This is a genomic window from Streptomyces sp. NPDC096040 (assembly GCF_040303265.1).
Lineage (GTDB): Bacteria > Actinomycetota > Actinomycetes > Streptomycetales > Streptomycetaceae > Streptomyces.
The window spans coordinates 196,879-221,581 of sequence record NZ_JBEOTA010000005.1; the positions used below are offsets into that span (position 1 = coordinate 196,879).

The 24,703-nt window shown below is 71.4% G+C and carries 24 protein-coding genes and 1 tRNA gene; 16 read left to right on the plus strand and 9 right to left on the minus strand.

Features of this window, described 5'->3' with window-relative positions; translation table 11 throughout:
• Positions 1–70 precede the first annotated feature (70 nt).
• Positions 71–1,498, minus strand: coding sequence for an IS1380 family transposase (locus ABTY98_RS08230; protein ID WP_352220055.1), 1,428 nt, complete (start codon positions 1,496–1,498; stop codon positions 71–73).
• A 136-nt stretch (positions 1,499–1,634) separates the two neighbouring features.
• A complete protein-coding gene (locus ABTY98_RS08235) occupies positions 1,635–2,960 on the minus strand; it encodes a M20/M25/M40 family metallo-hydrolase (RefSeq protein WP_352220056.1) in 1,326 nt (441 codons plus the stop codon).
• Between the two features lie 209 nt (positions 2,961–3,169).
• Here ABTY98_RS08235 and ABTY98_RS08240 point away from each other — a divergent pair.
• Positions 3,170–3,257 (plus strand) — tRNA-Leu (locus ABTY98_RS08240).
• Between the two features lie 52 nt (positions 3,258–3,309).
• Here the strand turns inward: ABTY98_RS08240 and ABTY98_RS08245 are convergent.
• Positions 3,310–3,537, minus strand: a complete 228-nt coding sequence (locus tag ABTY98_RS08245; protein WP_352220057.1) for a DUF397 domain-containing protein — start codon at positions 3,535–3,537, stop codon at positions 3,310–3,312.
• Positions 3,538–3,540: 3 nt separating this feature from the next.
• Positions 3,541–4,407, minus strand: coding sequence for a helix-turn-helix domain-containing protein (locus ABTY98_RS08250; protein WP_352220058.1), 867 nt, complete (start codon positions 4,405–4,407; stop codon positions 3,541–3,543).
• A 211-nt stretch (positions 4,408–4,618) separates the two neighbouring features.
• Between ABTY98_RS08250 and ABTY98_RS08255 the strand changes: the two genes are divergently transcribed.
• From ABTY98_RS08255 to ABTY98_RS08270, 4 genes are all read left to right on the plus strand, one after another.
• Positions 4,619–5,089, plus strand: a complete 471-nt coding sequence (locus ABTY98_RS08255; protein WP_352220059.1) for an ATP-binding protein — start codon at positions 4,619–4,621, stop codon at positions 5,087–5,089.
• Positions 5,090–5,402: 313 nt separating this feature from the next.
• Positions 5,403–9,269 (plus strand): Pls/PosA family non-ribosomal peptide synthetase, encoded by a 3,867-nt coding sequence (locus ABTY98_RS08260; protein WP_352220060.1) that lies wholly within the window; start codon positions 5,403–5,405, stop codon positions 9,267–9,269.
• 80 nt (positions 9,270–9,349) lie between these two features.
• Positions 9,350–10,723, plus strand: a complete 1,374-nt coding sequence (locus ABTY98_RS08265) for a M1 family metallopeptidase (protein WP_352220199.1) — start codon at positions 9,350–9,352, stop codon at positions 10,721–10,723.
• A gap of 83 nt (positions 10,724–10,806) precedes the next feature.
• Entirely contained in the window at positions 10,807–11,226 is a 420-nt protein-coding gene (locus ABTY98_RS08270) for a YchJ family protein (RefSeq protein ID WP_352220061.1), read from the plus strand.
• Between the two features lie 7 nt (positions 11,227–11,233).
• On the opposite strand, the gene ABTY98_RS08275 is transcribed toward ABTY98_RS08270, so the two are convergent.
• Entirely contained in the window at positions 11,234–11,935 is a 702-nt protein-coding gene (locus tag ABTY98_RS08275; protein WP_352220062.1) for a FadR/GntR family transcriptional regulator, read from the minus strand.
• Between the two features lie 160 nt (positions 11,936–12,095).
• On the opposite strand from ABTY98_RS08275, the gene ABTY98_RS08280 reads away from it, so the two are divergent.
• The 4 genes from ABTY98_RS08280 to ABTY98_RS08295 are packed head-to-tail and all read left to right on the plus strand — an operon-like array spanning position 12,096 to position 15,853.
• Positions 12,096–12,617, plus strand: coding sequence for a gluconokinase (locus ABTY98_RS08280; RefSeq protein WP_352220063.1), 522 nt, complete (start codon positions 12,096–12,098; stop codon positions 12,615–12,617).
• 38 nt (positions 12,618–12,655) lie between these two features.
• A complete protein-coding gene (locus ABTY98_RS08285; protein WP_352220064.1) occupies positions 12,656–14,053 on the plus strand; it encodes a GntT/GntP/DsdX family permease in 1,398 nt (465 codons plus the stop codon).
• Between the two features lie 13 nt (positions 14,054–14,066).
• Positions 14,067–14,825: an SDR family oxidoreductase gene (locus tag ABTY98_RS08290; RefSeq protein ID WP_352220065.1), complete on the plus strand. Its 759-nt coding sequence runs from the start codon at positions 14,067–14,069 to the stop codon at positions 14,823–14,825.
• Positions 14,826–14,839: 14 nt separating this feature from the next.
• Positions 14,840–15,853 (plus strand): L-idonate 5-dehydrogenase, encoded by a 1,014-nt coding sequence (locus tag ABTY98_RS08295; protein ID WP_352220066.1) that lies wholly within the window; start codon positions 14,840–14,842, stop codon positions 15,851–15,853.
• 7 nt (positions 15,854–15,860) lie between these two features.
• Here the strand turns inward: ABTY98_RS08295 and ABTY98_RS08300 are convergent, their stop codons facing one another.
• From ABTY98_RS08300 to ABTY98_RS08310, 3 genes are all read right to left on the minus strand, one after another.
• On the minus strand, positions 15,861–16,484 hold the full coding sequence (locus tag ABTY98_RS08300) for a cytochrome b/b6 domain-containing protein (RefSeq protein ID WP_352220067.1): 624 nt from the start codon (positions 16,482–16,484) through the stop codon (positions 15,861–15,863).
• Positions 16,468–17,190, minus strand: coding sequence for a molybdopterin-dependent oxidoreductase (locus ABTY98_RS08305; RefSeq protein ID WP_352220068.1), 723 nt, complete (start codon positions 17,188–17,190; stop codon positions 16,468–16,470). The genes ABTY98_RS08300 and ABTY98_RS08305 overlap by 17 nt, the downstream gene beginning before the upstream one ends.
• Positions 17,191–17,266: 76 nt before the next feature.
• Complete coding sequence (locus tag ABTY98_RS08310; protein WP_502994171.1) at positions 17,267–18,235, minus strand: hypothetical protein; 969 nt, start codon at positions 18,233–18,235, stop codon at positions 17,267–17,269.
• Positions 18,236–18,609: 374 nt separating this feature from the next.
• Here ABTY98_RS08310 and ABTY98_RS08315 point away from each other — a divergent pair, with 374 nt between their 5' ends.
• From ABTY98_RS08315 to ABTY98_RS08330, 4 genes are all read left to right on the plus strand, one after another.
• Positions 18,610–19,503, plus strand: a complete 894-nt coding sequence (locus tag ABTY98_RS08315; RefSeq protein WP_352220070.1) for a DMT family transporter — start codon at positions 18,610–18,612, stop codon at positions 19,501–19,503.
• Positions 19,504–19,536: 33 nt separating this feature from the next.
• Positions 19,537–20,046, plus strand: coding sequence for an NUDIX hydrolase (locus ABTY98_RS08320; protein ID WP_352220071.1), 510 nt, complete (start codon positions 19,537–19,539; stop codon positions 20,044–20,046).
• A gap of 75 nt (positions 20,047–20,121) precedes the next feature.
• Positions 20,122–20,514, plus strand: a complete 393-nt coding sequence (locus ABTY98_RS08325) for a YidH family protein (RefSeq protein WP_352220072.1) — start codon at positions 20,122–20,124, stop codon at positions 20,512–20,514.
• Entirely contained in the window at positions 20,511–20,825 is a 315-nt protein-coding gene (locus tag ABTY98_RS08330) for a DUF202 domain-containing protein (protein ID WP_352220073.1), read from the plus strand. Before ABTY98_RS08325 ends, ABTY98_RS08330 begins: the two co-directional genes overlap by 4 nt.
• Positions 20,826–20,866: 41 nt before the next feature.
• On the opposite strand, the gene ABTY98_RS08335 is transcribed toward ABTY98_RS08330, so the two are convergent.
• On the minus strand, positions 20,867–21,808 hold the full coding sequence (locus ABTY98_RS08335; protein ID WP_352220074.1) for an NADP-dependent oxidoreductase: 942 nt from the start codon (positions 21,806–21,808) through the stop codon (positions 20,867–20,869).
• A gap of 128 nt (positions 21,809–21,936) precedes the next feature.
• On the opposite strand from ABTY98_RS08335, the gene ABTY98_RS08340 reads away from it, so the two are divergent.
• The 3 genes from ABTY98_RS08340 to ABTY98_RS08350 all read left to right on the plus strand — a co-directional run bounded on the left by ABTY98_RS08340 (position 21,937) and on the right by ABTY98_RS08350 (position 24,646).
• Positions 21,937–22,233, plus strand: a complete 297-nt coding sequence (locus tag ABTY98_RS08340) for a hypothetical protein (RefSeq protein ID WP_352220075.1) — start codon at positions 21,937–21,939, stop codon at positions 22,231–22,233.
• A 169-nt stretch (positions 22,234–22,402) separates the two neighbouring features.
• Positions 22,403–23,425, plus strand: a complete 1,023-nt coding sequence (locus ABTY98_RS08345) for a phosphotransferase family protein (RefSeq protein WP_352220076.1) — start codon at positions 22,403–22,405, stop codon at positions 23,423–23,425.
• Positions 23,426–23,431: 6 nt separating this feature from the next.
• Positions 23,432–24,646 (plus strand): acyl-CoA dehydrogenase family protein, encoded by a 1,215-nt coding sequence (locus tag ABTY98_RS08350; protein WP_352220077.1) that lies wholly within the window; start codon positions 23,432–23,434, stop codon positions 24,644–24,646.
• Positions 24,647–24,703: the final 57 nt, after the last annotated feature.

A 24,703-nucleotide genomic window follows, 5' to 3' on the forward strand; every position in this document is an offset into this window, starting at 1 on the left:
GCGCCGGGTTCCACGGGCCCGGGGGCTGCGGGTTCTCCTCCTTCCTGATCCTGGTCGGGGGGGCCGGCCGTCAGGCGGCGGCCGGGAATTCGGTGAGCCTGGCCCAGCTGGTGGTGAACGCTTTGGCCCAGGGCCAGGTCCGCTCGATGCGCAGGAAGCGGCGCCGGGCGTGGTGGGCGAGGCGGGCGGGCAGGTGGTAGAGGCGAAAGCGCATGGTGTCCGGCTCGGCGTCGGCGAGGTCGTGCTGGTCGTGCAGGGTGAGCAGTCTCAGCCAGGCGTCCAGGTCGCAGGCGAGATTGGCCGCGAGCATCCATCCGGTGTTGACCTGCCACGACGCGGACGGGAGGTTGTGCAGGCCCATCGCCTTGTTGGTGCGCACGCGGTCTTCGACCTCGGCGTGGTCGCGGTGCAGGGCGTCGAGGAACTGGACCTGGTGGGAGCCGGTGATGCCCCACAGGTGCCGGATGTTCGTCGCGGTGATCGAGTACCGCCAGCCGGTCTCCTTCTCGAAGGCGGTCAGCTTCTTCAGCTGCCGCCTGGACGGGCGGACCCGGCGGACGATCAGCCGCATGCCCTCCGGCCAGCCCTCCCGGGTGTTCACGCCGGTCAACTCGGCGACGTGGTAGCCGGCTTGCAGGGAGCCGTCCTGCCTGAGCGAGGTCTCCCACACGCTTTCGGGGAGCTTCGCGATCGCGGCCTCGTCCTCGGGCGTGATCTTCCAGCCGACCGTGTAGCGGACGGTCCGCCGCGTGGTGTTCAGGGCTTCCAGGTGTTCCAGCAGGCCGTGGGTGGCGCCCGCCCCGTCCACCCGGATGAGCAGCTTGGCCTGCGAGGAGTGCGGGATCTGGCCGAGGCTGGCGGCCAGGACGCGCAGATGGTCCTCCACGGTGTTGGCTCCCGCGTTGCCGGGGCGCAGCTCCATCGCCAGGCTCTCGCCGGTGTTCGCGCACCATCCGGCCAGCGGGTGGAAGCCGAAAGTGCCCTTGAACGTGGCCGCCGCCCCGACTTTCTTGGACGCACTCGTGATGACCGTGGCGTCCAGATCCACGACGATCCACCCCTTCAAGTGCCGTCCGGCGACGGTGAGATAAGGGAAGCCGCCCGGCCGCAGGTGAAGCAGGCACCACACATGGCGACGCACCCGCCGCCGCACCTTCGCGATCTTTTGCAGCGTGTCCTCGTCGAGTCCGGCCAGCACCCGGCGCATCGTCGAGTCCGAGGCCGCAGGTCCGAACAGCCCCCGGTGGTGGACCTGGAGATGCTCGGCCTCCAGCAGGCTTCGCGCGCCGAGCACGATCGCGACCGCCAGTTGGATCAGCACCCCAGCCCTCTCCCGCCAGCCGGCGGCCGTACTTGAGGGCAGCACCCGTGCCAGCCCGCCCGTCAGCCCGACGCGGTCGGCGAGCTTGCGCAGCAGCACCGCCCCCGCATGCCCGACCAGTCCCTTCCCGTCGGCTGCCACGGACAGCCCTCGGTCCCACCCTGTACGCTCGCTCACCAGAAAGGTGTCCTGACTCCTGCACCGGATACGACCTAGACACTCGCATCCTCGCAGGTCAGCGGCACCTTTCTGCTGTCAGGGTGTCAGCTTGCCCAATTCCACTGAATAGCCGGGGTTAGCTGAAGCCACGGCTTCACGACGCGTCGATGAATCGGTCAAGCACCCGCACACCGAACTGCAGACCGTCCACCGGCACGCGCTCGTCCACCCCGTGGAACATGCCCGCGAAGTCCAGCTCCGGCGGCAGCTTGAGCGGTGCGAAGCCGAAGCCGCGGATGCCGAGGTCGTCGAAGGACTTGGCGTCGGTGCCGCCGGAGAGCATGTAGGGGATCGCCTTGGCGGTGGGGTCCTCGGCGAGCAGCGAGGACTGCATGGCCTCCACCAGCGCCCCGTCGAAGGACGTCTCCAGCGCCTTGTCGGAGTGCACGTCCTCGCGGACCACGTTCGGGCCGAGGATCCGGTCGAGGTCGGCGAGGAACTCCTCCTCGTGGCCGGGCAGGAAGCGGCCGTCCACGTGCGCGGTGGCCTCGCCGGGGATGACGTTGACCTTGTAACCGGCGTTCAGCTGGGTGGGGTTGGCGGTGTTGCTCAGGGTCGCGCCGATGAGCTTGGCGATGCCGCCGAGCCGGGCCAGCGTCGACTCCATGTCCTCCGGGTCCAGTTCGGTGCCGAGCGCGTCGCCCAGTTCGTCGAGGAAGGCCCGGGTGGTCTTGGTGACCCGCACCGGGAACCGGTGCCGGCCGAGCCGGGCCACGGCCTCCGACAACTCGGTGATCGCGTTGTCACGGTGGATCATCGAGCCGTGCCCGGCGGTGCCGGCCACCTTCAGCTTCATCCAGTGCATGCCCTTCTCGGCCGTCTGGATCAGATAGAGCCGCCGCTGCTCGTTCACCGTGAAGGAGAAGCCGCCCACCTCGCTGATCGCCTCGGTGACGCCCTCGAAGAGGTCGGGGTGGTGGTCGACCAGGTGCCGGGCTCCCCAGGTGCCGCCGGCCTCCTCGTCGGCGAGGAACGCGAGCACGATGTCCCGGGGCGGCTTCCGGCCGCTGCGCAGCCGGTCCCGTACGACCGCCAGGGTCATCGCGTCCATGTCCTTCATGTCGACCGCGCCCCGGCCCCACACGCACCCGTCCGCGATCTCGCCGGAGAACGGGTGATGGGTCCAGTCGTCGGCGTTTGCCGGTACGACGTCGAGGTGGCCGTGGATCAGAAGGGCGGGCCGGGTCGGGTCCGCGCCCTCGATGCGGGCCACCGTCGAGGCGCGGCCCGGATGCGACTCGAAGATCTCCGGTTCCAGCCCGACCTCGGCGAGCTTCTCGGCCACCCACTCGGCGGCCTTGCGCTCGCCCGGCCCGGAGTGGTCGCCGTAGTTGCTGGTGTCGAAGCGGATCAGCTCGCGGCAGAGGTCCACGACCTCGTCCTCGCCGGTGACGCTCCTGGCCGTGTCCGTCTCGCTCACGCTGCTTCCCTCCGCTGTCACTGCCGGCCGGTCCCTGTCCTCGTCTGTCATCCTCTCTCCCTTCCCGCTCCGAGCCCAAGACCGGTCCCGGTCCGTCACACGCCGTTCACGCCCGTCCGTCGCCGGAACGGGGTGTGATCGGCCACCTCCGAAAGCCTGGTAATGTTTCCTTCGTCGCCGCGAGGGAAACCCCGCGCGACAGACACCTTGTCCGGGTGGCGGAATGGCAGACGCGCTAGCTTGAGGTGCTAGTGCCCTTTATCGGGCGTGGGGGTTCAAGTCCCCCCTCGGACACCACGAAGAAACCCCTGCCGAGCAGGGGTTTCTTGGTTTTCGGGGAGGCGTTCGGTCAGCCGAGGCGGCCTATTCGGCCGTTCCCGGGGGTCACTGCCGAGGTGAACGCGGAGAGTGCCGCCCGGCCCAGCAGCAGCGCGGGCCCGCAGGGCCGCTTGCTGTCGCGGACGGCGACCGTCGCCCCGTCGACGATCCCGCATTCCACGCAGTCGGACTGTGATGCGGACGCCGAGGACTTCCACCAGGTCACCGGCAGAGTCGACGCGTCGTCAACGTGCTTCATTCGCTATTCGTTCTTCCTTATCTGGGTGATCAGTTCCACCGACGCCTCGACGGACTCGGCGGCAGACGTGAGGCGTTGCCACGCGGCCCGGTGCGTGGAGACCCGATCACGTTCCTCGATGTACAGGGCGGAGGTCAGCCCTTCCTGGTGGACGACGTCCAGGTCCGTGTGCGGACCGAAGCCCAGGATGCTGAAGGTGCCGGTCAGCCCGGCGTGCAGGGGGGCGTCCGAGCGCAACACCTGGATGTTGATGTTCGGGCGCCGCCCCATCGTAAGCAGGCGCCCCAACTGCTCGTACATCAGGGCGGGATCTTCGGTCGTGCAGCGCAGGGCCTGTTCGGAGATGATCGCCCAGAGCGCCAGCGGATCGCTGTCGCGGGTGAGGACGGCCTGGCGTGCCAGCCGTACCTCGACCAGCGCGTCGACCCGTGCCTCGACCGCCTCGGACATGGCGGTCGCCCGGATGATCTCGCGGGCGTACTCGGCGGTCTGGAGCAGGCCGGGGATCATTCCCAACTGCCAGGTGGAGACCGTCTCCGCCTCGGCCTCCAGACTGATCAGGTCCTCGTACACCGGTGTGAGGACACCCCGGTACGAGTGCCACCAGTCACGGCGGCCACCCTCCTTGGTGAGTGTGATCAGGGCCGCGCGCAGTTCGTCGCTCACGTCGCGGCCGAGTGCGGTGTACAGGTCGAGCAGCGCCTGGATGTCCGCTGCCTTGGGGGCGGTCTTGCCGGTCTCCATCCGCGACAGCTTCGAGGAGACGAAGGCGCCTTCGGAGTGCTCCGCCACCTCGTCGAGGGTGAGTTCGCCGCGCAGCTCGCGCAACTTCGCACCGAGCCGTCGCCGGCGCACCGTGGGCGTGCTCACGGCTTCCCCCTTCTGTCTGAACTGCCCGACAGTCTGCCGTGCCGCCCCAACCCTCGCCACCGGCTGCCGGCTTGTGCCGCAAGTCTCTCGCAGAGGTGCGCAATTTTTCACATCCTGCGGGACGTATTGCTATCGACTGTGCCGTGAAGGCACCATGAATCCGGGAAATACGAAAGTGACCGCACTCGCATGGCGAACTACCGTGCCTGCGTTGGGACATGCCCGTGAGGGGATCTACATGATCGAACGCCAGCGGAGCACCACGACCGAAACCCGTGCACTGCAAGTCGCCCCGTCGCCCGTCCTGTTACTGGCGAGCGAGCCCCAGTCGGCCAGGGCGGCACGGATGTTCGTGAGCGACTTCATCACCCATCACACCCCGGACGCCTCCCGTGACCATATCGACGCCGTCGCCCTGGTCACCTGCGAGCTGGTCACCAACTCCCTGCGTTACGAGACCGACCCGGACGACCCGGTCCGTCTCCTCATCGACACCGACGGGTCCCGGACCCGGGTCGAGGTGCACGATCCGCTGAACCACCATCCCCGGCTGCGGCCCATCTCCGTCGAACGCGACCGCGGGCGCGGTCTGCTGATCCTGGACGCGCTGTGCTCGGGCCGCTGGGGCGTGGGCAATCTGCCCTGGGGCAAGTCCATCTGGGCCGAGGTCAGTGCCGCCTGACCGTACTGCGCCACGGCGACGGGCCCGTGGAGTCGGCCCGCCTCACGCAGTGTTGGCGTTTCTTACGCTGTGTTGGCCCGTCTCACGCTGTGTGTCCCATCTCTCGTCAGGCTCGGAGAAGGCCTGGTCAGAGATGGCTTAAGATTCAACCGACTGCTCCGAACGGCTGCCTTCAAGTGGCCACAAGATGAACGGGAACCTAGCGTCGTACTAATATTTCCGGCTTGTTACCTAGCCGGAGCCGGATAACCCCAGGCAGACCTGAGGGCCCGCCGGCACCCCGGAGGTTCCGGGAACGAGACGCGAGGACCGGATGGCAGCCATTGACGAGAGCAGTGCTCTCGGCCTGCTCGACGAAGAGATCCGCGAGGAGTTCGGGGACACGGCACGATTCTCGGCGGGAGCGGCAGCGTCGCCGCGCACGCTCGTGGACGTATTCGAAGCAACGGTGCGGGCCCACCCGGACGAGCTCGCACTGGACGACGGCAGCACCCAGCTCACCTACCGCGCGCTCGCGGTCGAGGTGGAGCGGCTGCGGCGGCGGCTCGCCGAGGCCGGGATCGGGCTCGGCGACCGCGTGGGCGTCCGGGTGCCGTCCGGGACCAACGATCTGTACATCGCCGTGCTCGGCGTGCTCGCGGCCGGTGCCGCCTATGTCCCCGTGGACGCCGAGGACCCGGACGAGCGGGCCACGCTGGTGTTCGGGGAGGCGGAGGTCGCGGCCGTCCTCGGCGAGGGCCTGCACATCGATGTCCGCCGCGCGGAGGCCCGTACCGCAGGACGCCCCGGCACCGAGCACGACGCCTGGATCATCTTCACCTCCGGCTCCACCGGCAAGCCCAAGGGCGTCGCCGTCACCCACCGCAGCGCCGCGGCCTTCGTGGACGCCGAGGCCGCGCTGTTCCTGACCGAGGAGCCGATCGGCCCGGGCGACCGGGTCATGGCGGGTCTCTCGGTGGCCTTCGACGCCTCCTGCGAGGAGATGTGGCTGGCCTGGCGCTACGGCGCCTGCCTGGTGCCGGTGCCCCGCTCCCAGGTCCGCAGCGGCGCCGATCTCGGCCCCTGGCTGGTCGAGCAGGAGATCACCGTCGTCTCGACCGTGCCGACCCTGGCCGCGCTCTGGGAGCCCGAGACACTCAATGACGTCCGCCTGCTGATCTTCGGCGGTGAGGCCTGCCCGCCCGAGCTGGCGCAGCGGCTGGTGACCGAGGGCCGCGAGGTCTGGAACACCTACGGGCCGACCGAGGCCACCGTCGTGGCCTGTGCCGAACTGATGACCGGCGAGGAGCCGATCCGCATCGGGCTGCCCCTGAACGGCTGGGAGCTCGCCGTCGTGGACGACGCGGGCGTGCCCGTCTCCCTGGGCGAGAGCGGCCAGTTGGTGATCGGCGGGGTCGGCCTGGCCCGGTACCTCGACGCCGAGAAGGACGCGGAGAAGTACGCGCCGCTTCGGTCTCTGGGCTGGGAGCGGGCGTACCGCAGCGGTGACCTGGTGCGCGCCGACCGCGAGGGGCTGGTGTTCCTCGGGCGCGCCGACGAGCAGATCAAGCTCGGCGGCCGCCGTATCGAGCTCGGCGAGGTCGACACGGCCCTCCAGGCGCTCCCCGGCGTCGCCGGCGCCGCGGCGGCCGTACGGACCGCGCGCGGCGGCAACCAGCTGCTCGTCGGCTATGTGGTCACCCAGGACGGCTGGGACCACGCGGCCGCCGTCGAGAAGCTGCGCGCTGAGCTGCCCGCAGCCCTCGTCCCGCTGCTCGCGCCCGTCGAGGAGCTGCCCACCCGTACCTCGGGCAAGGTCGACCGCAACGCCCTGCCCTGGCCCCTGGAGGGCCTGGAGACGGCCGGTAAGGCCGAGCAGCTGTACGGCACCGAGGCCTGGCTCGCCGAGCAGTGGACCGAGGTCCTCGGCATCCCGGTGACCGGCGCCTGCGACGACTTCTTCGCGATCGGCGGCGGCAGCCTGTCCGCCGCCCAGCTCACCACCCGGCTGCGCACCCGCTACCCGAGCGCGGCCGTCCTCGACATCTACCAGCAGCCCGTGCTGCGCAAGCTGGCCCGCCATCTGGAGGAGTCCGCGCAGGACGACAGCGCGCAGCGGACGATCGCGCCCGTGCCGCGCGCCGCCCGGCTGGTGCAGCTGATGGTGCTGCTTCCGCTCTTCACCCTCCTCGGCCTGCGCTGGACGGTCGCCCTGGCCGCGCTCGGCAATGTGCTGGGCGGCTACGGCTGGCTGCCCACCGCGCCCTGGTGGCTGGTCGCCGTCGGGGCCCTGGTCCTGTACACCCCGCCCGGCCGGATCGCGATCGCCGCAGGTGGCGCGCGGCTGCTGCTGCGGGGCGTGAAGCCCGGCCGGTACCCGCGCGGTGGCTCGGTCCATCTGCGGCTGTGGACGGCGGAGCGGCTGGCCGAGTTCACCGGTGCGACCACGCTGACCGGGTCCTGGCTGGAGCGGTACGCGCGGGCGCTCGGCGCCAAGATCGGTCCCGAGGTGGACCTGCACTCGCTGCCGCCGGTCACCGGCCTGCTCAGGGTGGGGCGCGGCGCGGCCGTGGAGTCCGAGGTGGACCTTTCCGGTCACTGGCTGGACGGTGACCGGCTGGTGATCGGCCCGGTCCGGATCGGCGCCCACGCGGTCGTCGGGACGCGCGGCATCCTCTTCCCGGGCGCCCGCGTCGGCAAGCGCGCCGAGGTGGCCCCCGGCTCGGCGGTCACCGGGCAGATCCCCACCGGCCAGCGCTGGGCCGGCGCCCCGGCCGTCAAGCTGGGCAAGGCCAAGCGGAACTGGCCCAAGCAGCGGCCGCAGCGCGGCACCTACTGGCGGGTGATGTACGGCCTGACGGGCTTCGCGCTCAGCGCGCTGCCGGTGCTGGCGGGTGCCGCCGCACTGCTGGTCGCCGGGCGTTTCGTCGCCCCCGGGGACGGTCTGGCCGAGGCCCTGCGGGGCGCGGCGGGCGCCCTGGTCCCGGCCACGCTGGCCTTCGGGCTCGTGTACGCGCTGCTGATCCTGGTCGCGGTACGCCTGCTCAGCCTGGGCCTCAGGGTCGGCACGCATCCGACGCACAGCCGGATCGGCTGGCAGGCCTGGACGGTCTCCCAGCTGATGGACCGCTCCCGCGACACCCTGTTCCCGCTGTACGCCGGTCTGGTCACGCCCGTGTGGCTGCGGCTGCTCGGGATGCGGATCGGCAAGGGAGCCGAGGTGTCGACCGTGCTCGCGCTGCCGAGCCTGACGACGGTCGGCGAGGGCGCGTTCCTGGCCGACGACACGCTGACCGCGCCGTACGAGCTCGGTGGCGGCTGGATGCGGATCGGGCGTGCGGAGATCGGGCGGCGGGCGTTCCTCGGGAACTCCGGGATGACCGCGCCGGGCCGCAGCGTGCCGGACGGCGGTCTGGTGGGGGTGCTGTCGGCGACGCCGAAGAAGGCCAAGAAGGGCACGTCGTACCTGGGGTTGCCGCCGGTGAAACTGCCGCGCAGTGCGTCGGACGGCGACCAGAGCCGCACCTACGAGCCCCCCGCGCGGCTGCTGTGGGCGCGCGGTCTGGTGGAGCTGTGCAGGATCGTGCCGGTGCTGTGCTCGGTGGCGCTGGCCGGGCTCACGGTCGCCGCGCTGTGCGCGCTGGGGGCCTGGGCGCCGGTGCTGTCCGGGCTGGTGCTGCTCGCCGCCGGTGCGGTCGCGGGCCTGGTGTCGGTGCTGGCCAAGTGGCTGCTGGTCGGGCGGCACCGCAGTGGGGAGCACCCGCTGTGGAGCTCGTTCGTGTGGCGCAACGAACTGGCGGACACCTTCGTCGAGGTGCTGGCGGTGCCGTGGCTGGCCGGCTCGGTTCCGGGTACTCCGGTGCTGACGGCCTGGTTGCGCGGCCTCGGCGCGCGGATCGGCAAGGGCGTCTGGGTGGAGAGCTACTGGCTTCCGGAGACCGATCTGGTGACCCTGGAGGACGCGGCCACCGTGAACCGCGGCTGTGTCCTGCAGACTCACCTCTTCCACGACCGGATCTTGCGGACGGATACTGTGGTTCTCCGTGAGGGCGCCACGCTGGGTCCTGGCGGGATCGTGCTGCCCGGCAGCACGATCGGGGCCCGTACCACCCTGGGTCCCGCGTCGCTCGTCATGGCGGCGGAGTCGGTCCCCGACGACACCCGCTGGCTCGGCAACCCGATCGAGGCATGGCGTCCCTGAGCGCGGGCCGTTCGGTGGCCGCGGGCGGCATCGGTGCACCGAGGGACGGTTCGAGCAAGGCGCAGGGAGCGAACACGGAAGTGGCAGTGCAGCAGTCAGTGGGTCCGGACCCGTACTTCCCGGACAACGGCGATCCCCGGTACCGGGTGCATCGCTATGAGCTCACGCTGGACTACCGGCCCGACCCCAACCGACTGGCCGGCTCGGTCCGGATCAACGCCATAGCGGGCCGGGCGGGGCTGCCCGAGTTCCAGCTGAACCTGGCCGACTTCAAGATCGGCCGGATCCGGGTGGACGGCCGCCAGCCGCACTGGACGCACCGGGGCGGCAGGCTGCGGGTGAAGCCCGCCAAGCCGCTGCGGGCCGGGGCCGCGTTCACCGTGGAGATCCACTGGTCGGGCAACCCCAGGCCGGTGAACAGCCCCTGGGGCGGGATCGGCTGGGAGGAGCTGACGGACGGCGCACTGGTGGCGAGCCAGCCGATCGGCGCGCCCTCCTGGTTCCCGTGCAACGACCGGCCGGCCGACAAGGCGTCCTACCTGATCTCGCTCACCTGCCCGTCGGCCTACTCGGTGGTGTCCGGCGGCAAGCTGCTCACCCGTACCACCAAGGCGTCCACGACGACCTGGGTGTACGAGCAGGCGGCTCCGACGTCGAGCTATCTGGTGGGCCTCGCGATCGGCAAGTTCCAGACGGTGCTCCTTGGCGACCCGGGCTTCGGCGGGATTCCGATGCACGGGCACATACCCGCGCATCTGCTGCCCGAGTTCTCACGGGACTTCGCACGGCAGCCCGCCATGATGGATCTGTTCCAACGGCTGTTCGGGCCCTACCCGTTCGAGGAGTACGCCGTCGTCGTCACCGACGAGGAGTTCGATGTCCCCGTCGAGGCACAGGGGTTGTCGCTGTTCGGCGTCAACCACGTGGACGGGGGGCGGGGGTCGGAGCGGCTGGTGGCGCACGAGCTGGCGCACCAGTGGTTCGGCAACAGCGTGTCCATCGCGGACTGGCGGCACATCTGGCTGAACGAGGGGCTCGCCAAATACGCGGAGTGGCTGTGGTCCGAGCGGTCCGGCGGGCGCAGCGCCCAGCAACTGGCGGCTGTGGCACACCGGTTGCTGTCCGGGCTGCCGCAGGACATCCGGATCGCCGACCCGGGCCGCAAGGCGATGTTCGACGACCGGCTCTACGAGCGCGGCGGGGTCACGATCCACGCGGTCCGCTGCGCACTCGGCGACGAGCGGTTCTTCCACATGCTGCGGGCGTGGGCGGGGCTGCACCGGGGCGGCACCGTGACAACCGCCATGTTCACGGCGCATGTCAACCGGTTCGCGGACGAGCCGCTGGACGGCCTCTTCGACGCCTGGGTGCACGGCGCGGCGCTGCCCGCGCTGCCGACCCCGGCCGTACCGGCACGTCCGGCGCAGCCGCCCACCAACGCCGAGTCGGCGTAGGGGGGCGGCCGCGTCCCGGTCGAAGTCCCGCCCTCCTCGGCTCGTGCAGGGGAGCGGGCTCTGAGCGCTCAGGATTGGATCCCATGTCCCGACGTACCTCGCAGTCCCGGCGGCAGCACGGCTCCGCCCCGGATCACCACCCCTCCTGCCCCTGCGGTCTGCCGCAGTCGTACGACGAGTGCTGTGGCCGGTACCACTCCGGGGCCGCCGCGCCGACCGCCGAGGCGCTGATGCGGTCGCGGTACAGCGCGTTCGTGGTGGAGGACTCGGCGTACCTGTTGCGTACCTGGCATCCACGGACGCGGCCCGCGCGGCTCGACCTCGGCCCGGGGATGCGCTGGACCGGCCTGGAGATCCTGGGCACGGGTGACGGGTCCGCGTTCCACTCCACGGGGACGGTGGAGTTCCGGGCGTCGTACCGGGGTGGGTCCCTGCACGAACTCAGCCGGTTCGAGCGTGTCGACGGGGCCTGGGTGTATCTGGACGGCGACTTCCTGGCCTAGGCCTGTCCTAGGGCGCCAGGATGTCCAGTTCCTGGAGGGCGCCCACCGTGATCTCGCGGGTCAGTTGCTCCGCGCGGGCCGCGTCGCCCTCCCGTACCGCCTCGGCGACCTGGATGTGGAGGGTGACGGCGGCCGGGTCGGGGTCCGCGAACATCACCTCGTGGTGGGTACGGCCCGCGAGGACCTCGGCGACGACATCGCCGAGCCGGGCGAACATCTCGTTGCCGGACGCGTTGAGGATCACCCGGTGGAACGCCATGTCGTGGACGAGGTACTGCTCCAGCCGGTGGCCGCGTGAGTTGGCCACCATGCCGAGCGCGCACTCGGTGAGCTCGGCGCACTGCTCCGCCGTGGCGCTCTTCGCCGCCAGGTGCGCGGCCACCGGCTCGATGGCCGAGCGCAGCACGGTCAGCGAGCGCAGCTGGTGGGGGCGGTCGGCGCCGGCCAGCCGCCAGCGGATGACCTGCGGGTCGTAGACGTTCCACTCGGCCTTCGGACGGACCGTCACGCCGACCCGGCGGCGGGACTCGACCAGGTGCATGGACTCCAGGACCCGGACCGCCTCGCGCATCACGGAGCGTGACACCTCGAAGTGCTGGGCGAGTTCGTCCGTGCGCAGGACGCTGCCCGGCGGGTACTCGCCGGCGGTGATCGCGGGGCCGAGGCTGTCCAGTACGCGGCCGTGCAGCCCCCGGCCCATGGTGCTCATGCACTCAGCGTACCGAGTGGATCACGCAGCCAAAAAGTCAGACTTATTTGTCACAGACTCTTGAATTCGTCGTACCTAATGGGTTTCAGTGAGGCCGACACCGGATGTCGTACACCGGTGTCTCTCGTTGAGGAATCCCGAGGAAGACAGCGAGGCAGTGATGCGGACCCCCCACGTCGTCGTGGTGATGGGCGTCGCCGGCACGGGCAAGACCACGATCGGTCCCCTGCTCGCCGCCCGGCTCGGCGTCCCGTACGCCGAGGGCGACGACTTCCACCCGCCGGCCAACATCGCCAAGATGTCGGCCGGCCACCCGCTCGAGGACGCCGACCGGTGGCCGTGGCTGGACGCCATCGGCTCCTGGGCGCACGGGCGGGAGGGGCTGGGCGGGGTGGTCAGCAGCTCCGCGCTGAAGCGGGCGTACCGGGACCGGCTCCGCGCCGCCGCCCCGGGCATCGTCTTCGTGCACCTCACCGGTGACCGGAAGCTCATCGAGGACCGGATGTCGCACCGGCAAGGTCACTTCATGCCGACCGCGCTGCTGGACTCCCAGTTCGCCACGCTCCAGCCGCTGGACGCGGACGAGCCGGGCGTCGCCGTGGACGTCACCGGCGGCCCCGAGGAGATCACCGCACGGGCCGTGCGGGCGCTGGCCGCGCTGCCCGACCTCACCCCGCAGTAACACTCCCCTCTTTGTCCCCGTAGCTGCAAGGAACCCCCGTGACCAGACTCAGCGTCGAGATGCTGGCAGCGGACACCGTCGCGCCCATCACCTCGGCCGGACATGCCCAGCTCGGCATCGCCGTCCTTGCGGGCATCGCCGTCATCGTCCTGCTCATCACCAAGTTCAAGCTTCACGCCTTCCTGGCGCTGACCATCGGCTCGCTCGCGCTCGGCGCGTTCGCCGGGGCGCCGCTGGACAAGGTCATCACCAGCTTCACCACCGGCCTCGGCTCCACGGTCGCCGGCGTCGGTGTGCTGATCGCCCTCGGCGCGATCCTCGGCAAGCTGCTCGCCGACTCCGGCGGCGCCGACCAGATCGTCGACACCATCCTCGCCAAGGCCGGCGGCCGGGCCATGCCGTGGGCGATGGTCCTGATCGCCTCCGTGATCGGACTGCCGCTGTTCTTCGAGGTCGGCATCGTGCTGCTGATCCCCGTGGTGCTGATGGTCGCCAAACGCGGCAACTACTCCCTGATGCGCATCGGCATCCCGGCGCTGGCCGGGCTCTCCGTGATGCACGGTCTGGTGCCGCCGCACCCCGGCCCGCTGGTCGCGATCGACGCGGTCGGCGCCAACCTGGGCGTGACCCTGGCCCTCGGCGTCCTGGTCGCCATACCGACCGTGATCATCGCCGGTCCGCTGTTCTCCAAGGTCGCCGCCCGCTGGGTGGACGTCCCGGCCCCCGACCGGATGCTCCCCCAGCGCCCCTCGGAGGAGCTGGAGCGGCGCCCCGGCTTCGGCGCCACCCTCGCCACCATCCTGCTCCCCGTGGTCCTGATGCTGGCCAAGGCGCTGGTGGACATCGTCGTCGACAACCCCGCCCACACCGTCCAGCGTGTCTTCGACGTCATCGGCTCCCCGCTGATCGCCCTGCTCGCGGCCGTGATCGTCGGCTTCTTCACGCTGGGCCGACCGGCCGGGTTCTCCAAGGGGCGGCTCCAGCAGACGGTCGAGAAGGGCCTGATGCCCATCGCGGGCATCCTGCTCATCGTCGGCGCGGGTGGTGGCTTCAAGCAGACGCTGATCGACTGCGGTGTCGGCCAGATGATCCTGGAGATCTCCAAGGACTGGTCGATCCCTGCGCTGCTGCTGGCCTGGCTGATCGCGGTGGCGATCCGGCTGGCGACGGGCTCGGCGACGGTGGCGACCGTCTCGGCTGCGGGCCTGGTGGCTCCGCTGGCGGCGGACATGTCGACGGCCCACACGGCCCTGCTGGTCCTGGCCATCGGCGCCGGTTCGCTCTTCTTCAGCCATGTCAACGACGCCGGGTTCTGGCTGGTCAAGGAGTACTTCGGGCTGAGCGTCGGGCAGACCGTCAAGACCTGGTCGATCATGGAGACGATCATCTCGGTGGTCGCGGGCGGCCTGGTCCTCCTCCTCTCCCTCATCATCTAGGCGGGCTACGACGGTGACGGCTCATCCCCTCTTCGACATCGGCGGCCGGACCGCCCTGGTCACCGGGTCCAGCCGGGGCATCGGCCTCGCGCTGGCCCGGGGGCTGGCGGAGGCCGGCTGCAGGGTGGTCCTCAACGGCCGGGACCCGGACCGGCTGGCCGAGGCGGCGGCCGGGATCCCTGGCGCCCGTACGGCCGTGTTCGACGTGACCGACGGCCCGGCCGTGGCCGCCGGCATCGCGGACGTCGAGGAGCGGGTGGGCCCGCTCGACATCCTGGTCAACAACGCGGGCATGCAACTGCGCGCCCCACTCCTGGATTTCACGGACACGGACTGGCACCGGATCCTGAACACCAACCTGACCAGCGCGTTCCTGGTGGGCCGGGAGGCCGCCCGGTACATGACGGCCCGCGGCCACGGCAAGATCGTCAACATCTGCTCGCTGCAGAGCGAGGTGGTGCGCCCCGGTATCGCGCCGTACGCGGCCACCAAGGGCGCGCTGAAGATGCTCACCAAGGGCATGTGCGCCGACTGGGGCCCGGACGGCGTCCAGGTCAACGGCCTCGGCCCGGGCTATATCGAGACCGAGCTGACCCGGCCCCTCGTCGACGACGAGGAGTTCAGCGCCTGGGTGCGCCGCCGCACCCCGGCCGGCCGCTGGGGCCGTACGGAGGACCTGGTGGGCGGGGTGCTGTTCCTGGCCTCCCCCGCCGCCGACTTCGTGAGCGGACAGGTGCTGTACGTCGACGGCGGGATGACGAGCGTGCTCTGAAGGGGGCTGTTCGGATGCTGGCTTGTGTGATCCACGGCCGGGGTGACCTGCGGGTGACGGAGCTGCCGGTCCCTGACCCCGGCCCCAGCGAGGCCCAGGTCGCCGTCCGCTACGGCGGTGTCTGCGGCTCCGACCTGCACTACTGGCGGCACGGCGGGGTCGGCGACTTCCGGCTGCGGGAGCCGATGGTGCTGGGCCACGAGGTGGTGGGTACGGCCCTCACCGGACCGCTCACCGGTCTGCCCGTCGCGGTGCATCCGGCGACTCCGTGCGGGATCTGCCCGGAGTGCGCGGACGGCCGCCGCAACGTCTGCAGGGACACCCGCTACCTGGGCAGCGCGGCACGTTTCCCACATGTCCAGGGCGGGTTCGCCGCGCGCCTTGCCGTACCGGCGGAGCAGTTGCGGCCGCTGCCGGAGGGCCTCCCCCTTCGGCGGGCGGCGCTGGCCGAGCCGCTCTCGGTCGCGCTGCACGCGGTGCGGCGGGCCGGGACGGTCGCCGGGAGACACGTGCTGGTGACCGGCGCCGGGCCGATCGGCTGTCTGGTGGTGGCCGCGCTGCGGGCGGCTGGGGCGGCCCGGATCACGGTGACCGACCTGCTCCCGGAGGCGTTGCGCTACGCGACGGTCGCGGGCGCGGACACGGTCGTACGGGCCGACGATCCCGCCGACGCGAGGTGGCCCGCCGAGGTGGACGCGGCCGTCGAGGCGTCGGGGGTGGCGGCGGGTCTGGACGCCTGCCTGCGGCTGGTGCGGCGCGGTGGTGTCGTCGTCCAGCTGGGCATGCTGCCGCCGGGGCCTTCACCCTTCGCCGGGAACCTGGTGGTGACGCGGGAGGTCGAGCTGCGCGGGGCGTTCCGCTTCGACGGGGAGTTCGACGAGGCGCTGGAGCTGCTGGCGCGGGAGCCGGTGTTCGACGGGCTGATCAGCGCGGTGGTGCCGGCGCGGGAGGCCGAAGGCGCGTTCGAGCTGGCGGCCGACCGGGACCGGTCGTGCAAGGTGCTGCTGGACTTCGAGGGTCAGGGTTAAGGACGGGTCAGGGCCGCCACAGCCGGTGCTCGCGCTTCGCCCACTCCCTGCTCACCGAGCCCGTCCGCAGGCCCCGTCTGGCCTCCGGGTCGGCCATGGCCATCCCGATGTGGCCCGCCAGGACGACGCCGATCGTCAGGGCCAGCCAGTCGTGGACGAAGGTGGCCGAGGTGCGCCACATCAGCGGGGTGAGGTGGGTGAACCACATCAGCAGGCCGGTGGCGAGCATGACCAGGGTCGCGCCGGCGATCCAGTTCGCGTAGATCTTCTGGCCGGCGTTGAACTTGCCCGCCGGGCGTGAGGACGGACGTTTGTCGCGGCTCAGGGCGGCACGCAGCCAGAGCCTGTCGTGGGGGCCGAAGCGGTTCAGGAAGCCGAGGTCCCTGCGGAAGGCGCGGGAGGCGAGCCCGAGGACGACCGGGACGGGGAGGGCCAGACCCGCGCACTCGTGGATGCGGACGACCAGTTCGCGGCGGCCCACCAGGACCGCCAGCTGCGGGATGTAGAGGCAGGCGGCGGTCAGCACGCAGATGCCCATCAGTGCGGCCGTCGTGCGGTGGATCCAGCGCTCGGCGGGGGTGAAGCGGTGCAGCCGGTCCGTGGCGGCCGGTGCCTCAGTTCGTAGGCTCATCGTCGCGTCCGTTCGAGCGGCCGACCCAGGCGTCGACGTCGTAGCCGAGGTTCTCCCAGTATCCGGGCTGCACCTTGTCGGTCACCGTGATGCCGGAGAGCCACTTGGCCGATTTGTAGAAGTACATGGGGGCGACGTAGAGGCGGACCGGGCCGCCGTGGTCGTGGCCGATGGCCTTGTCCTGCATGCGCAGCGCGACCAGGATGTCCGGCCGCCGCGCCTGGTCGAGGGTGAGGCTCTCGGTGTACGCGCCGTCGAAGCAGGTGAAGCGGATCGCCTTCGCGGTGCTGCGCACTCCCGCCAGGTCCAGGAGATGGGAGAGGCGGACCCCCTCGAACGGAGTGTCCGGAACCCGCCAGCCGGTCACGCACTGGACGTCCTTGACCAGCCGGGTCTGCGGCAGGGCGCGCAGGTCGGCCAGGCTGTAGGTGCGCGGTTCGTCGACCAGGCCGTCGATCTTCAGCTGGTAGTCCGCGGCGGTCTTGTCCGGCACCGAACCGGTCACCGAGTAGTAGCGGAAGCCGCCACCGTTCGGGAGCAGGCCGGTCAGGCCCGTGGGGTCCTTGCCGGAGAAGGTGCGCAGGACCGTCTCGGTGGCGCGTTGCAGCACCGGCGCGGTCACGACACCGAGGGCACCCAGGCCGATGGTGCCGAGGAACACCCGGCGGCCGATTGGCCGGCCCTCCTCGGACTGTTCAGAGTTCACGTACTCATTCGAACACTCCCGGGGTGGCCCCGGCCAGGAAATCCCGCGGCCGTAAGAAATCCACAATCTCTTCTCATCAACCGCCGAGCGCGCGCTCCCGGGCCGCCCGGAACGCCTCGCACGGGTCGCGGTCCGGGTAGGACCAGGGGGTCCGGGTGGCATGGCGTCCGATGCGCTGGAACAGGGCCGCGGCCTCGGCGTACCGGCCGGCACCGGAGGTGGCGTGCGCGAGGTGGTTGAGGTCGACATGGCGGCGCGGGTGCTCCTCGATCCCCCACTCCAGCCACCAGTCGAAGGCCGCGCTCAGGGCTCGCCGGGCGGACGGCTCGGCCCAGTGGCCGGCGGCGGCCGGGTCGGCGGGCGCCCGGCCGGTGGCGGCGAGCACGCGGTGCCGCTCGGTGTACGCGACGACGGGGAGCACGGCGAGCGGGGAGTCGGCCGGGGCCTCGGCGGCCGTGCGTTCCGCGAAGGCGCACAGTTCGTACGTCCCCTCGGTCTCGGTCTCCGCGATGCGGGCGGCCATCAGGTGGTGGGCGTGGTGGTGCTCGGGGTGGCGGCCGCGCACCTCGTCGAACATGCGGCGCGTCTCGTCGTCGGTACCGAGGTGGCGGGCCAGCAGGAGGAGGCCGAGCCAGGGGGTGGGGTCGGCCGGGGCGAGCGCGGCGGCGCCGGTGCAGGCCTCGCGGGCCCGGTCGGGGGACTCCTTGCCGCGCAGGGCGTGCCGGACCAGGGTCAGGGCGTGGAGGGTGGCGGCACCGGCGGAGCCGGGCTCGGCGAGCAGCCACTCGCGGGCCCAGGCGCCGGCGTAGGGCTCGCGGGCGAGGACGGTGGCCCGGTGGCCCCGGCGGTCCCAGTCGTCACCCGTGTGGAGCAGCAGGGAGCGGGCGGACTGCCAGCGGCCCTGGGCCAACGCGGCTCGCGCGGAGATGAGTTCGGCGTCGTCGAGGGCGTCGTCGGGACAGTGGTCGCACCCGCGGTGCGCTGTCGCGCGGGGACCTTCGGCGACGGCCCGGCCTGGGCCTAAGAGGGGCGGGGTTGGGGGCACCGCGGAACTTCCTGGTTGTCGTGCTGCCATCGGCCGATCACGCACAGCAAACCCCCCGCCAAGACTTTGCGTCAAGCTGTACAGGGCTCGTACCCCGTTCAACCACCCTGAACAGAGCGGAACTTGACGCGCGCGGGGGCCGCCTGGCGTACCGTGGCCGTGGTGCTCCGGGTTCCGGCTGTGGTGTACGCCATGGCGCGGGCCGCCCGGGCGTCGGACCATGGCCGTACGGTCCCGCCGCCGCCCTGATCCACCCGCCGTGATCGGCTCGGGCACCGTGACCGAGTCAACTGCCCGGTTCCGGGTACTCCCGGGAGCGCTACAGTCGGCCACTACGCACCCCGTAGCCCGGCCGCATGATCGAGGTACGCAGCGTGTCCGTTCTGGTTCTGATTCTCGCCGTGAGTGCGGCCTGTTGCCTCGGCTTCGGGTTCGTGCTCCAGCAGAACGTCGCCCAGAAGGCCCCGCTCAGCGACTTCCTCTCGCCCCGGCTGCTGCTCGACCTGATGAGGGTGCCCCGCTGGCTCGGCGGTATCGGCCTGATGGTGGCCGGCATGATCCTCGGCGCGATCGCCCTCGGCAAGGGCGAGATCTCGCTGGTCGAACCCCTGCTGGCGACGAACCTGCTCTTCGCCCTCGCGCTCTCCCGGCACCAGACCAAGCACCCCCTGAGCCACCAGGGCTGGGCGGGCCTGGTTCTGCTCGCGGGCGGCGTCACCACGTTCATCCTGGCGGGCGAGCCCCGCGGCGGTCATGCCATCGTCAACCCGCTGCGCCACTGGCTGATCATCGGCGTGGTGGTCGGCATCGCCCTGCTGCTCACCACCTGCGCCAAGCGGTCCCGCCTCAGCGCGGGGCCGACCCTGCTCGCCCTCGCCGCCGGCCTGCTGTACGGCGTACAGGACGCGCTGACCCGGGTCACCAGCACCCGCTTCTCCGAGGGCGGCATCACCGAGGTACTGACCGGCTGGCAGCCGTACGGCGTACTGGTGCTGGGGGTCACCGGGCTGATCCTCGTGCAGAGCGCGTTCGAGACGGCGGAGCTGCGCATGTCGCTGCCCGCGCTCACCGCGGCCCAGCCGCTCGCCGGGATCCTGTGCGGCGTCGGCTTCCTCGGGGACCGGCTGCGCACCGACACCGGGGCGCTGGCCTGGGAGGCGGCGGGGCTCGCGGCGATCGTGGCGGGCATCGTCCTGCTCGGGCTGCATCCCGCGATGCCGCGCGGTGCGGCGCCGAAGGAGCCCTCACTGGACCTCCAGCCGCGCTGACGCCCCGGCCCGTCGTCCTGCTTGGATGTCGGTGTGAGCGCTGCTGACGAAATCCTCGACATCGTCGACGAGCACGACCGGGTGATCGGGCAGTCCCCACGCGGTGAGGCGTACGCCCAGGGCCTGCGCCACCGCTGCGCCTTCATCCTGGCCCGCGACGCCGCCGGCCGCGTCTTCGTCCACCGCCGCACCCCGACCAAGCTGGTCTTCCCGTCCCTGTACGACATGTTCGTCGGCGGCGTGGTGGGCGCGGGCGAGTCCTACGACGACGCGGCCCTGCGCGAGGCGGAGGAGGAGCTGGGCGTCACGGGGCTGCCGCAGCCGACGTACCTCTTCAAGTTCCGGTACGACGACGGCGACGGCCACAGCTGGTGGTCGGCGGTGTACGAGGTCCGCTGCGAGCTGCCGGTACGGCCGCAGATGGAGGAGGTGGCCTGGCACGACTTCCTGACGGAGGAGGAACTGGCATCGCGGCTCGGGGAGTGGGAGTGGGTACCGGACGGCTTGGCGGCGTGGGAGCGGTTGCGGGAGTGGCGGGGCTGAGGTGGGGTTGGCCGCCTGCCGCAGCTGGGTAGCCCAACCGTCGGCCCTCCCCACCCCCCGGTAGGCTTCCTGCACGTGATCGAATTCGCGCGGAACGTCCGTTTGTGGTTCGCCCCCGAACAGGTGCGCCGAGAGGGAACGACCCCCGACTACCGTTTCTCCCTCGCCAACGAGCGGACCTTCCTGGCCTGGCTGCGCACCGCCCTCGCCCTGATCGGCGGCGGATTCGCCGTGGACCAGTTCCTGCCCGACCTCCGCTGGGCCTGGCGCGTAGGTCTCGCGCTCGCGCTCCTCGCCGCCGGCGTGCTGTGCTCCCTGCGGGCCGTGAACCACTGGATGCGCTGCGAGCGGGCGATGCGGCGCGGCGAGGACCTGCCGGTCTCCCGGTTCCCGGCGCTGCTCAGCGTGGTCGTCGCGGTGGTCGCCGTGGCGATGGTCATCGTGGTGCTCGTCGGGTGGGAAGGATGACGGCACCGGCCCGTGACCCGGGGCTCCAGCCGGAGCGGACCCGGCTGGCCTGGCGTCGTACGACGCTGTCGGCGACCGTCGCCGCCGTACTCGCCGCGAAGACCGCCCTGCACGGCAGCGCCTCGGCGGGCGGAGTGCTGGCCTGCGCGGCCTGCTGCGTCCTGTGGCTGGGCTTCCTCCTGATCGCCAACCACCGTATCCGCGCCCTCGCGGCCACCGACCGCCCCTCGGCCCTGACCCCGCGGCAGGCGACCGCGGCAGTACTGTGCACGGTCGCCGTCGCCCTCTGCGCCACAGCACTGGTCGTATAGGCCACCCGGGCCACCGCCCCGGCCGTACCGAAGGCCCGGGCCTACCCCTCCTCCGGCCACTCCACCGTGACCACCAGCTTCCCCCGGGTGTGCCCCTCCTCGCTGCGCCGGTGGGCGTCGGCCGTCCGCTCCAGCGGGAAGGTCTCGGAGACATGGACCGTCACCGCTCCCTGTTCGGCGAGCGCGGCGAGCCGTTTCAGGTCCTCGGCGTCGGGCCGGACAAAGCAGTAGCGGCCGCCGAAGTCGACGACGTCCGGGTCGGCGACGGAGGCCATCCGGCCCTCGGGGGCGAGCAGGTTCGCCGAACTGGTCAGGGCCTCGCCGCCGACGGTGTCGAAGACCGCGGCCACGCCCTCCGGGGCCAGTCCCCGCACCCGTTCGGCCAGGCCCGGGCCGTAGGTCACCGGCTCGCCGCCGAGGCCCCGTACGAAGTCGTGGTTGCGCTCGCTCGCCGTACCGATGACCCGGGCGCCGAGGTGGGCCGCGATCTGGACCGCGAGGGAGCCGACCCCGCCGGCGGCCGCATGCACCAGGACCGTCTCGCCGCGCTTGACCTCCAGGGCGTGGATCAGCACCTGGTAGGCGGTGAGCCCGGCCAGCGGCAGCCCGGCGGCCTCCTCGAAGGAGAGGTTGCGCGGCTTGCGGCCGAGGGTGCGCACCGGGGCGGCGACATACTCGGCGAAGGTGCCCCGGGAGAGGAAGTCCTCGCGGACGTAGCCGATCACCTCGTCGCCGACCGCGAACTCGGTGACGGCCGCGCCCGGCTGGACGACGACCCCGGAGACGTCCCAGCCGGGGACCACCGGGAACACGGCGTCGAGGACACCGTCCAGGTGGCCCTCGCGGCACTTCCAGTCGACCGGGTTGACGGCCGCCGCCCGGACCTTCACCAGCACCGTGTCGGGGCCGACCTTCGGGTCCTTGACCTCGCCGTACTGCAGCGCCTCGGGTCCGCCGTACCGGCTGTAACTGATGCCCTTCATGCAAACGACCCTCCGGGGTACTCGAACGCCACGCAACCGGGATGCCCGCATATGTGCCGTTCGCGTGGCAGCCTGGCCGTCGGCGTCACGCCACACTCCTGAACCCCGTACCACTGAAGGCGAACACCATGACCACCCTTCATCAGGAACACACCTCGCACGGCCACAGCCACGGACCGGACTGCGGCCACGACCAGGTGCCGCACGGCGACCACGTCGACTACGCGCACAACGGGCATCTGCACCGCGAGCACGGTGGCCACTGGGACGAGTGCGAACCCGACGGGCACGTGACCCACCAGGGTCACGATCACCGGCACGGCGACGGCTGCGGCCACACCGGTGTGCTGCACGGCGACCACATCGACTATCTGCACGACGGCCACCGGCACGCCGAGCACAACGGCCACTGGGACGACCACTGAGACGGTCCCCGCCCGGACGGCGGCTCCCCGCTCTGCGCGCGCGGGGAGCCGTCACCCTCCGGCCGGATCCCAGGGTGGTCCCGGTCACGTTTCGCTCACCGGCTGGACGGCATACCGACTGGTCGGCATCATAAGTCGGGTCCTGTTCACTCGTTCGTAGGAGCGATGCATGAGCCCCGACCACCCGCCCGGACTGGATCTCGACCGGCTGCGCGCGCTGCTCGACCGTGAGCGCCCCGGTCTGGCGGCCGGTCCCCTGACCGGAAGGCTGATCGAGGGCGGACGGTCGAACCTCACCTACGCGGTCTCCGACGGCACCTCGAAGTGGGTCGTACGCCGGCCGCCGCTGGGCCATGTCCTGGCCACCGCGCACGACATGAGGCGCGAGCACCGGGTGATCAGCGCGCTGTACCCGACCGACGTGCCCGTGCCGCGGACGGTGCTGCTGTGCGAGGACGAGGAGGTCCTCGGCGCGCCGTTCTATGTCATGGAGTTCGTGGCGGGCACCCCCTACCGGACCTCGGAGCAGCTCGTCCCGCTGGGCCCCGAGCGCACCCGGAACGCCGTGCTGTCCCTCGTCGACACGCTCGTCGAGCTGCACGCCGTGGACCCGGAGGAGGTCGGCCTCGCCGACTTCGGCCGTCCGGAGGGCTTCCTGGACCGGCAGCTCCGCCGCTGGGGCAAGCAGCTGGACGCCTCCCGCAACCGTGAGCTGGCCGGCATCGACGAGCTGCACGCGACCCTGGGGCGCCGGCTGCCCGACTCCCCCGCACCCGCCGTGATCCACGGCGACTACCGCCTCGACAACGTCCTGATCGGCGAGGACGACACGATCAGGGCGATCCTCGACTGGGAGATGTCCACGCTCGGCGACCCGCTGACCGACCTGGGCCTGCTGGTGATGTACAGCCTGCCGCTGGGCGCGCCCGACTCACCGGTGTCGACGACCGCCGAGGCGCCGGGCCACCCGGATCCGCGGGAGCTGGTCGAGCGCTACGCGGCCCGCTCGGGGCGGGACGTCTCGCACATCTCCTGGTACACGGCGTTCGCCTGGTTCAAGCTCGCCGTGATCCTCGAGGGCATCCACTACCGGTACACGCAGGGCCAGACTCTCGGGCAGGGCTTCGACCGTATCGGCGAACTCGTCCCCGTCTTCATCGACCACGGACTGACCACTCTTCAGGAAGGCTGACCGGCCATGGACTTCGCGTTCGACGCGCGCACCGAGGAACTGCGCGCCAAGCTGCTCGCCTTCATGGACGAGTACGTCTACCCGGCCGAGGCGGTCGCCGAGGAGCAGCGCGCCGCGCTCGCCTCGCCGTGGGACACCCCGGCCGTGGTCGAGGAACTGAAGGCGGAGGCGCGCAGGCAGGGCCTGTGGAACCTCTTCCTCCCCGACGCCGAGTACGGCGCCGGGCTCACCAACCTCCAGTACGCGCCCCTCGCCGAGATCACCGGCCGTTCCCCGCAGCTGGCGCCCACCGCGCTGAACTGCGCGGCCCCGGACACCGGCAACATGGAGGTGCTGGCCCAGTTCGCAGACGACGCGCAGAAGAAGCAGTGGCTGGAGCCGCTGCTGGCCGGTGAGATCCGTTCCGCGTTCGCCATGACCGAGCCGGAGGTGGCCTCCTCCGACGCCACCAACATCACCACGTACATCGAGCGCGACGGCGACGACTACGTCATCACCGGCCGCAAGTGGTACATCTCCGGGGCGATGAACCCGGACTGCAAGATCTTCATCGTGATGGGCAAGACCGACCCGGACGGCGCCGACGTCCGGCGCCAGCAGTCCATGGTCCTGGTCCCGCGCGACACCCCGGGCGTCACCGTGAAGCGGGCGATGCAGGTCTTCGGTTACGAGGACCACTCCCACGGCGGCCACGCCGAGGTGATCTTCGACCACGCACGCGTGCCGGTGTCGAACCTGGTCGGCGAGGAGGGCGGCGGCTTCGCCATCGCCCAGGCCCGGCTCGGCCCCGGCCGCATCCACCACTGCATGCGGCTGATCGGCATGGCCGAGCGGGCCATCGAGCTGATGTGCAGGCGGGCCGTGTCCCGGACGGCCTTCGGCAAGGCGCTGGCCCAGCAGGGCGTGGTCCACAACTGGATCGCGGACGCCCGGGTGACCGTCGAACAGCTGCGGCTGCTGGTCCTGAAGACGGCCTGGCTGATGGACACCGTCGGCAACCGGGGCGCCCACACCGAGATCCAGTCCATCAAGATCGCCACCCCGCGCGCGGTCGTCGACATCATCGACCGCGCGATCCAGCTGCACGGCGCGGGCGGGGTCAGCCAGGACTTCCCGCTGGCCGAACTGTACGCCGGGGCCCGGACGTTGATGATCGCCGACGGCCCGGACGAGGTACACCAGCGGTCGCTGGCACGCCGGGAACTGAAGAAGTACCTGTAGGCGACACGGCGAACGGGGCCGGACCGAGTACGGTCCGGCCCCGTTCGCCGGCCGGGC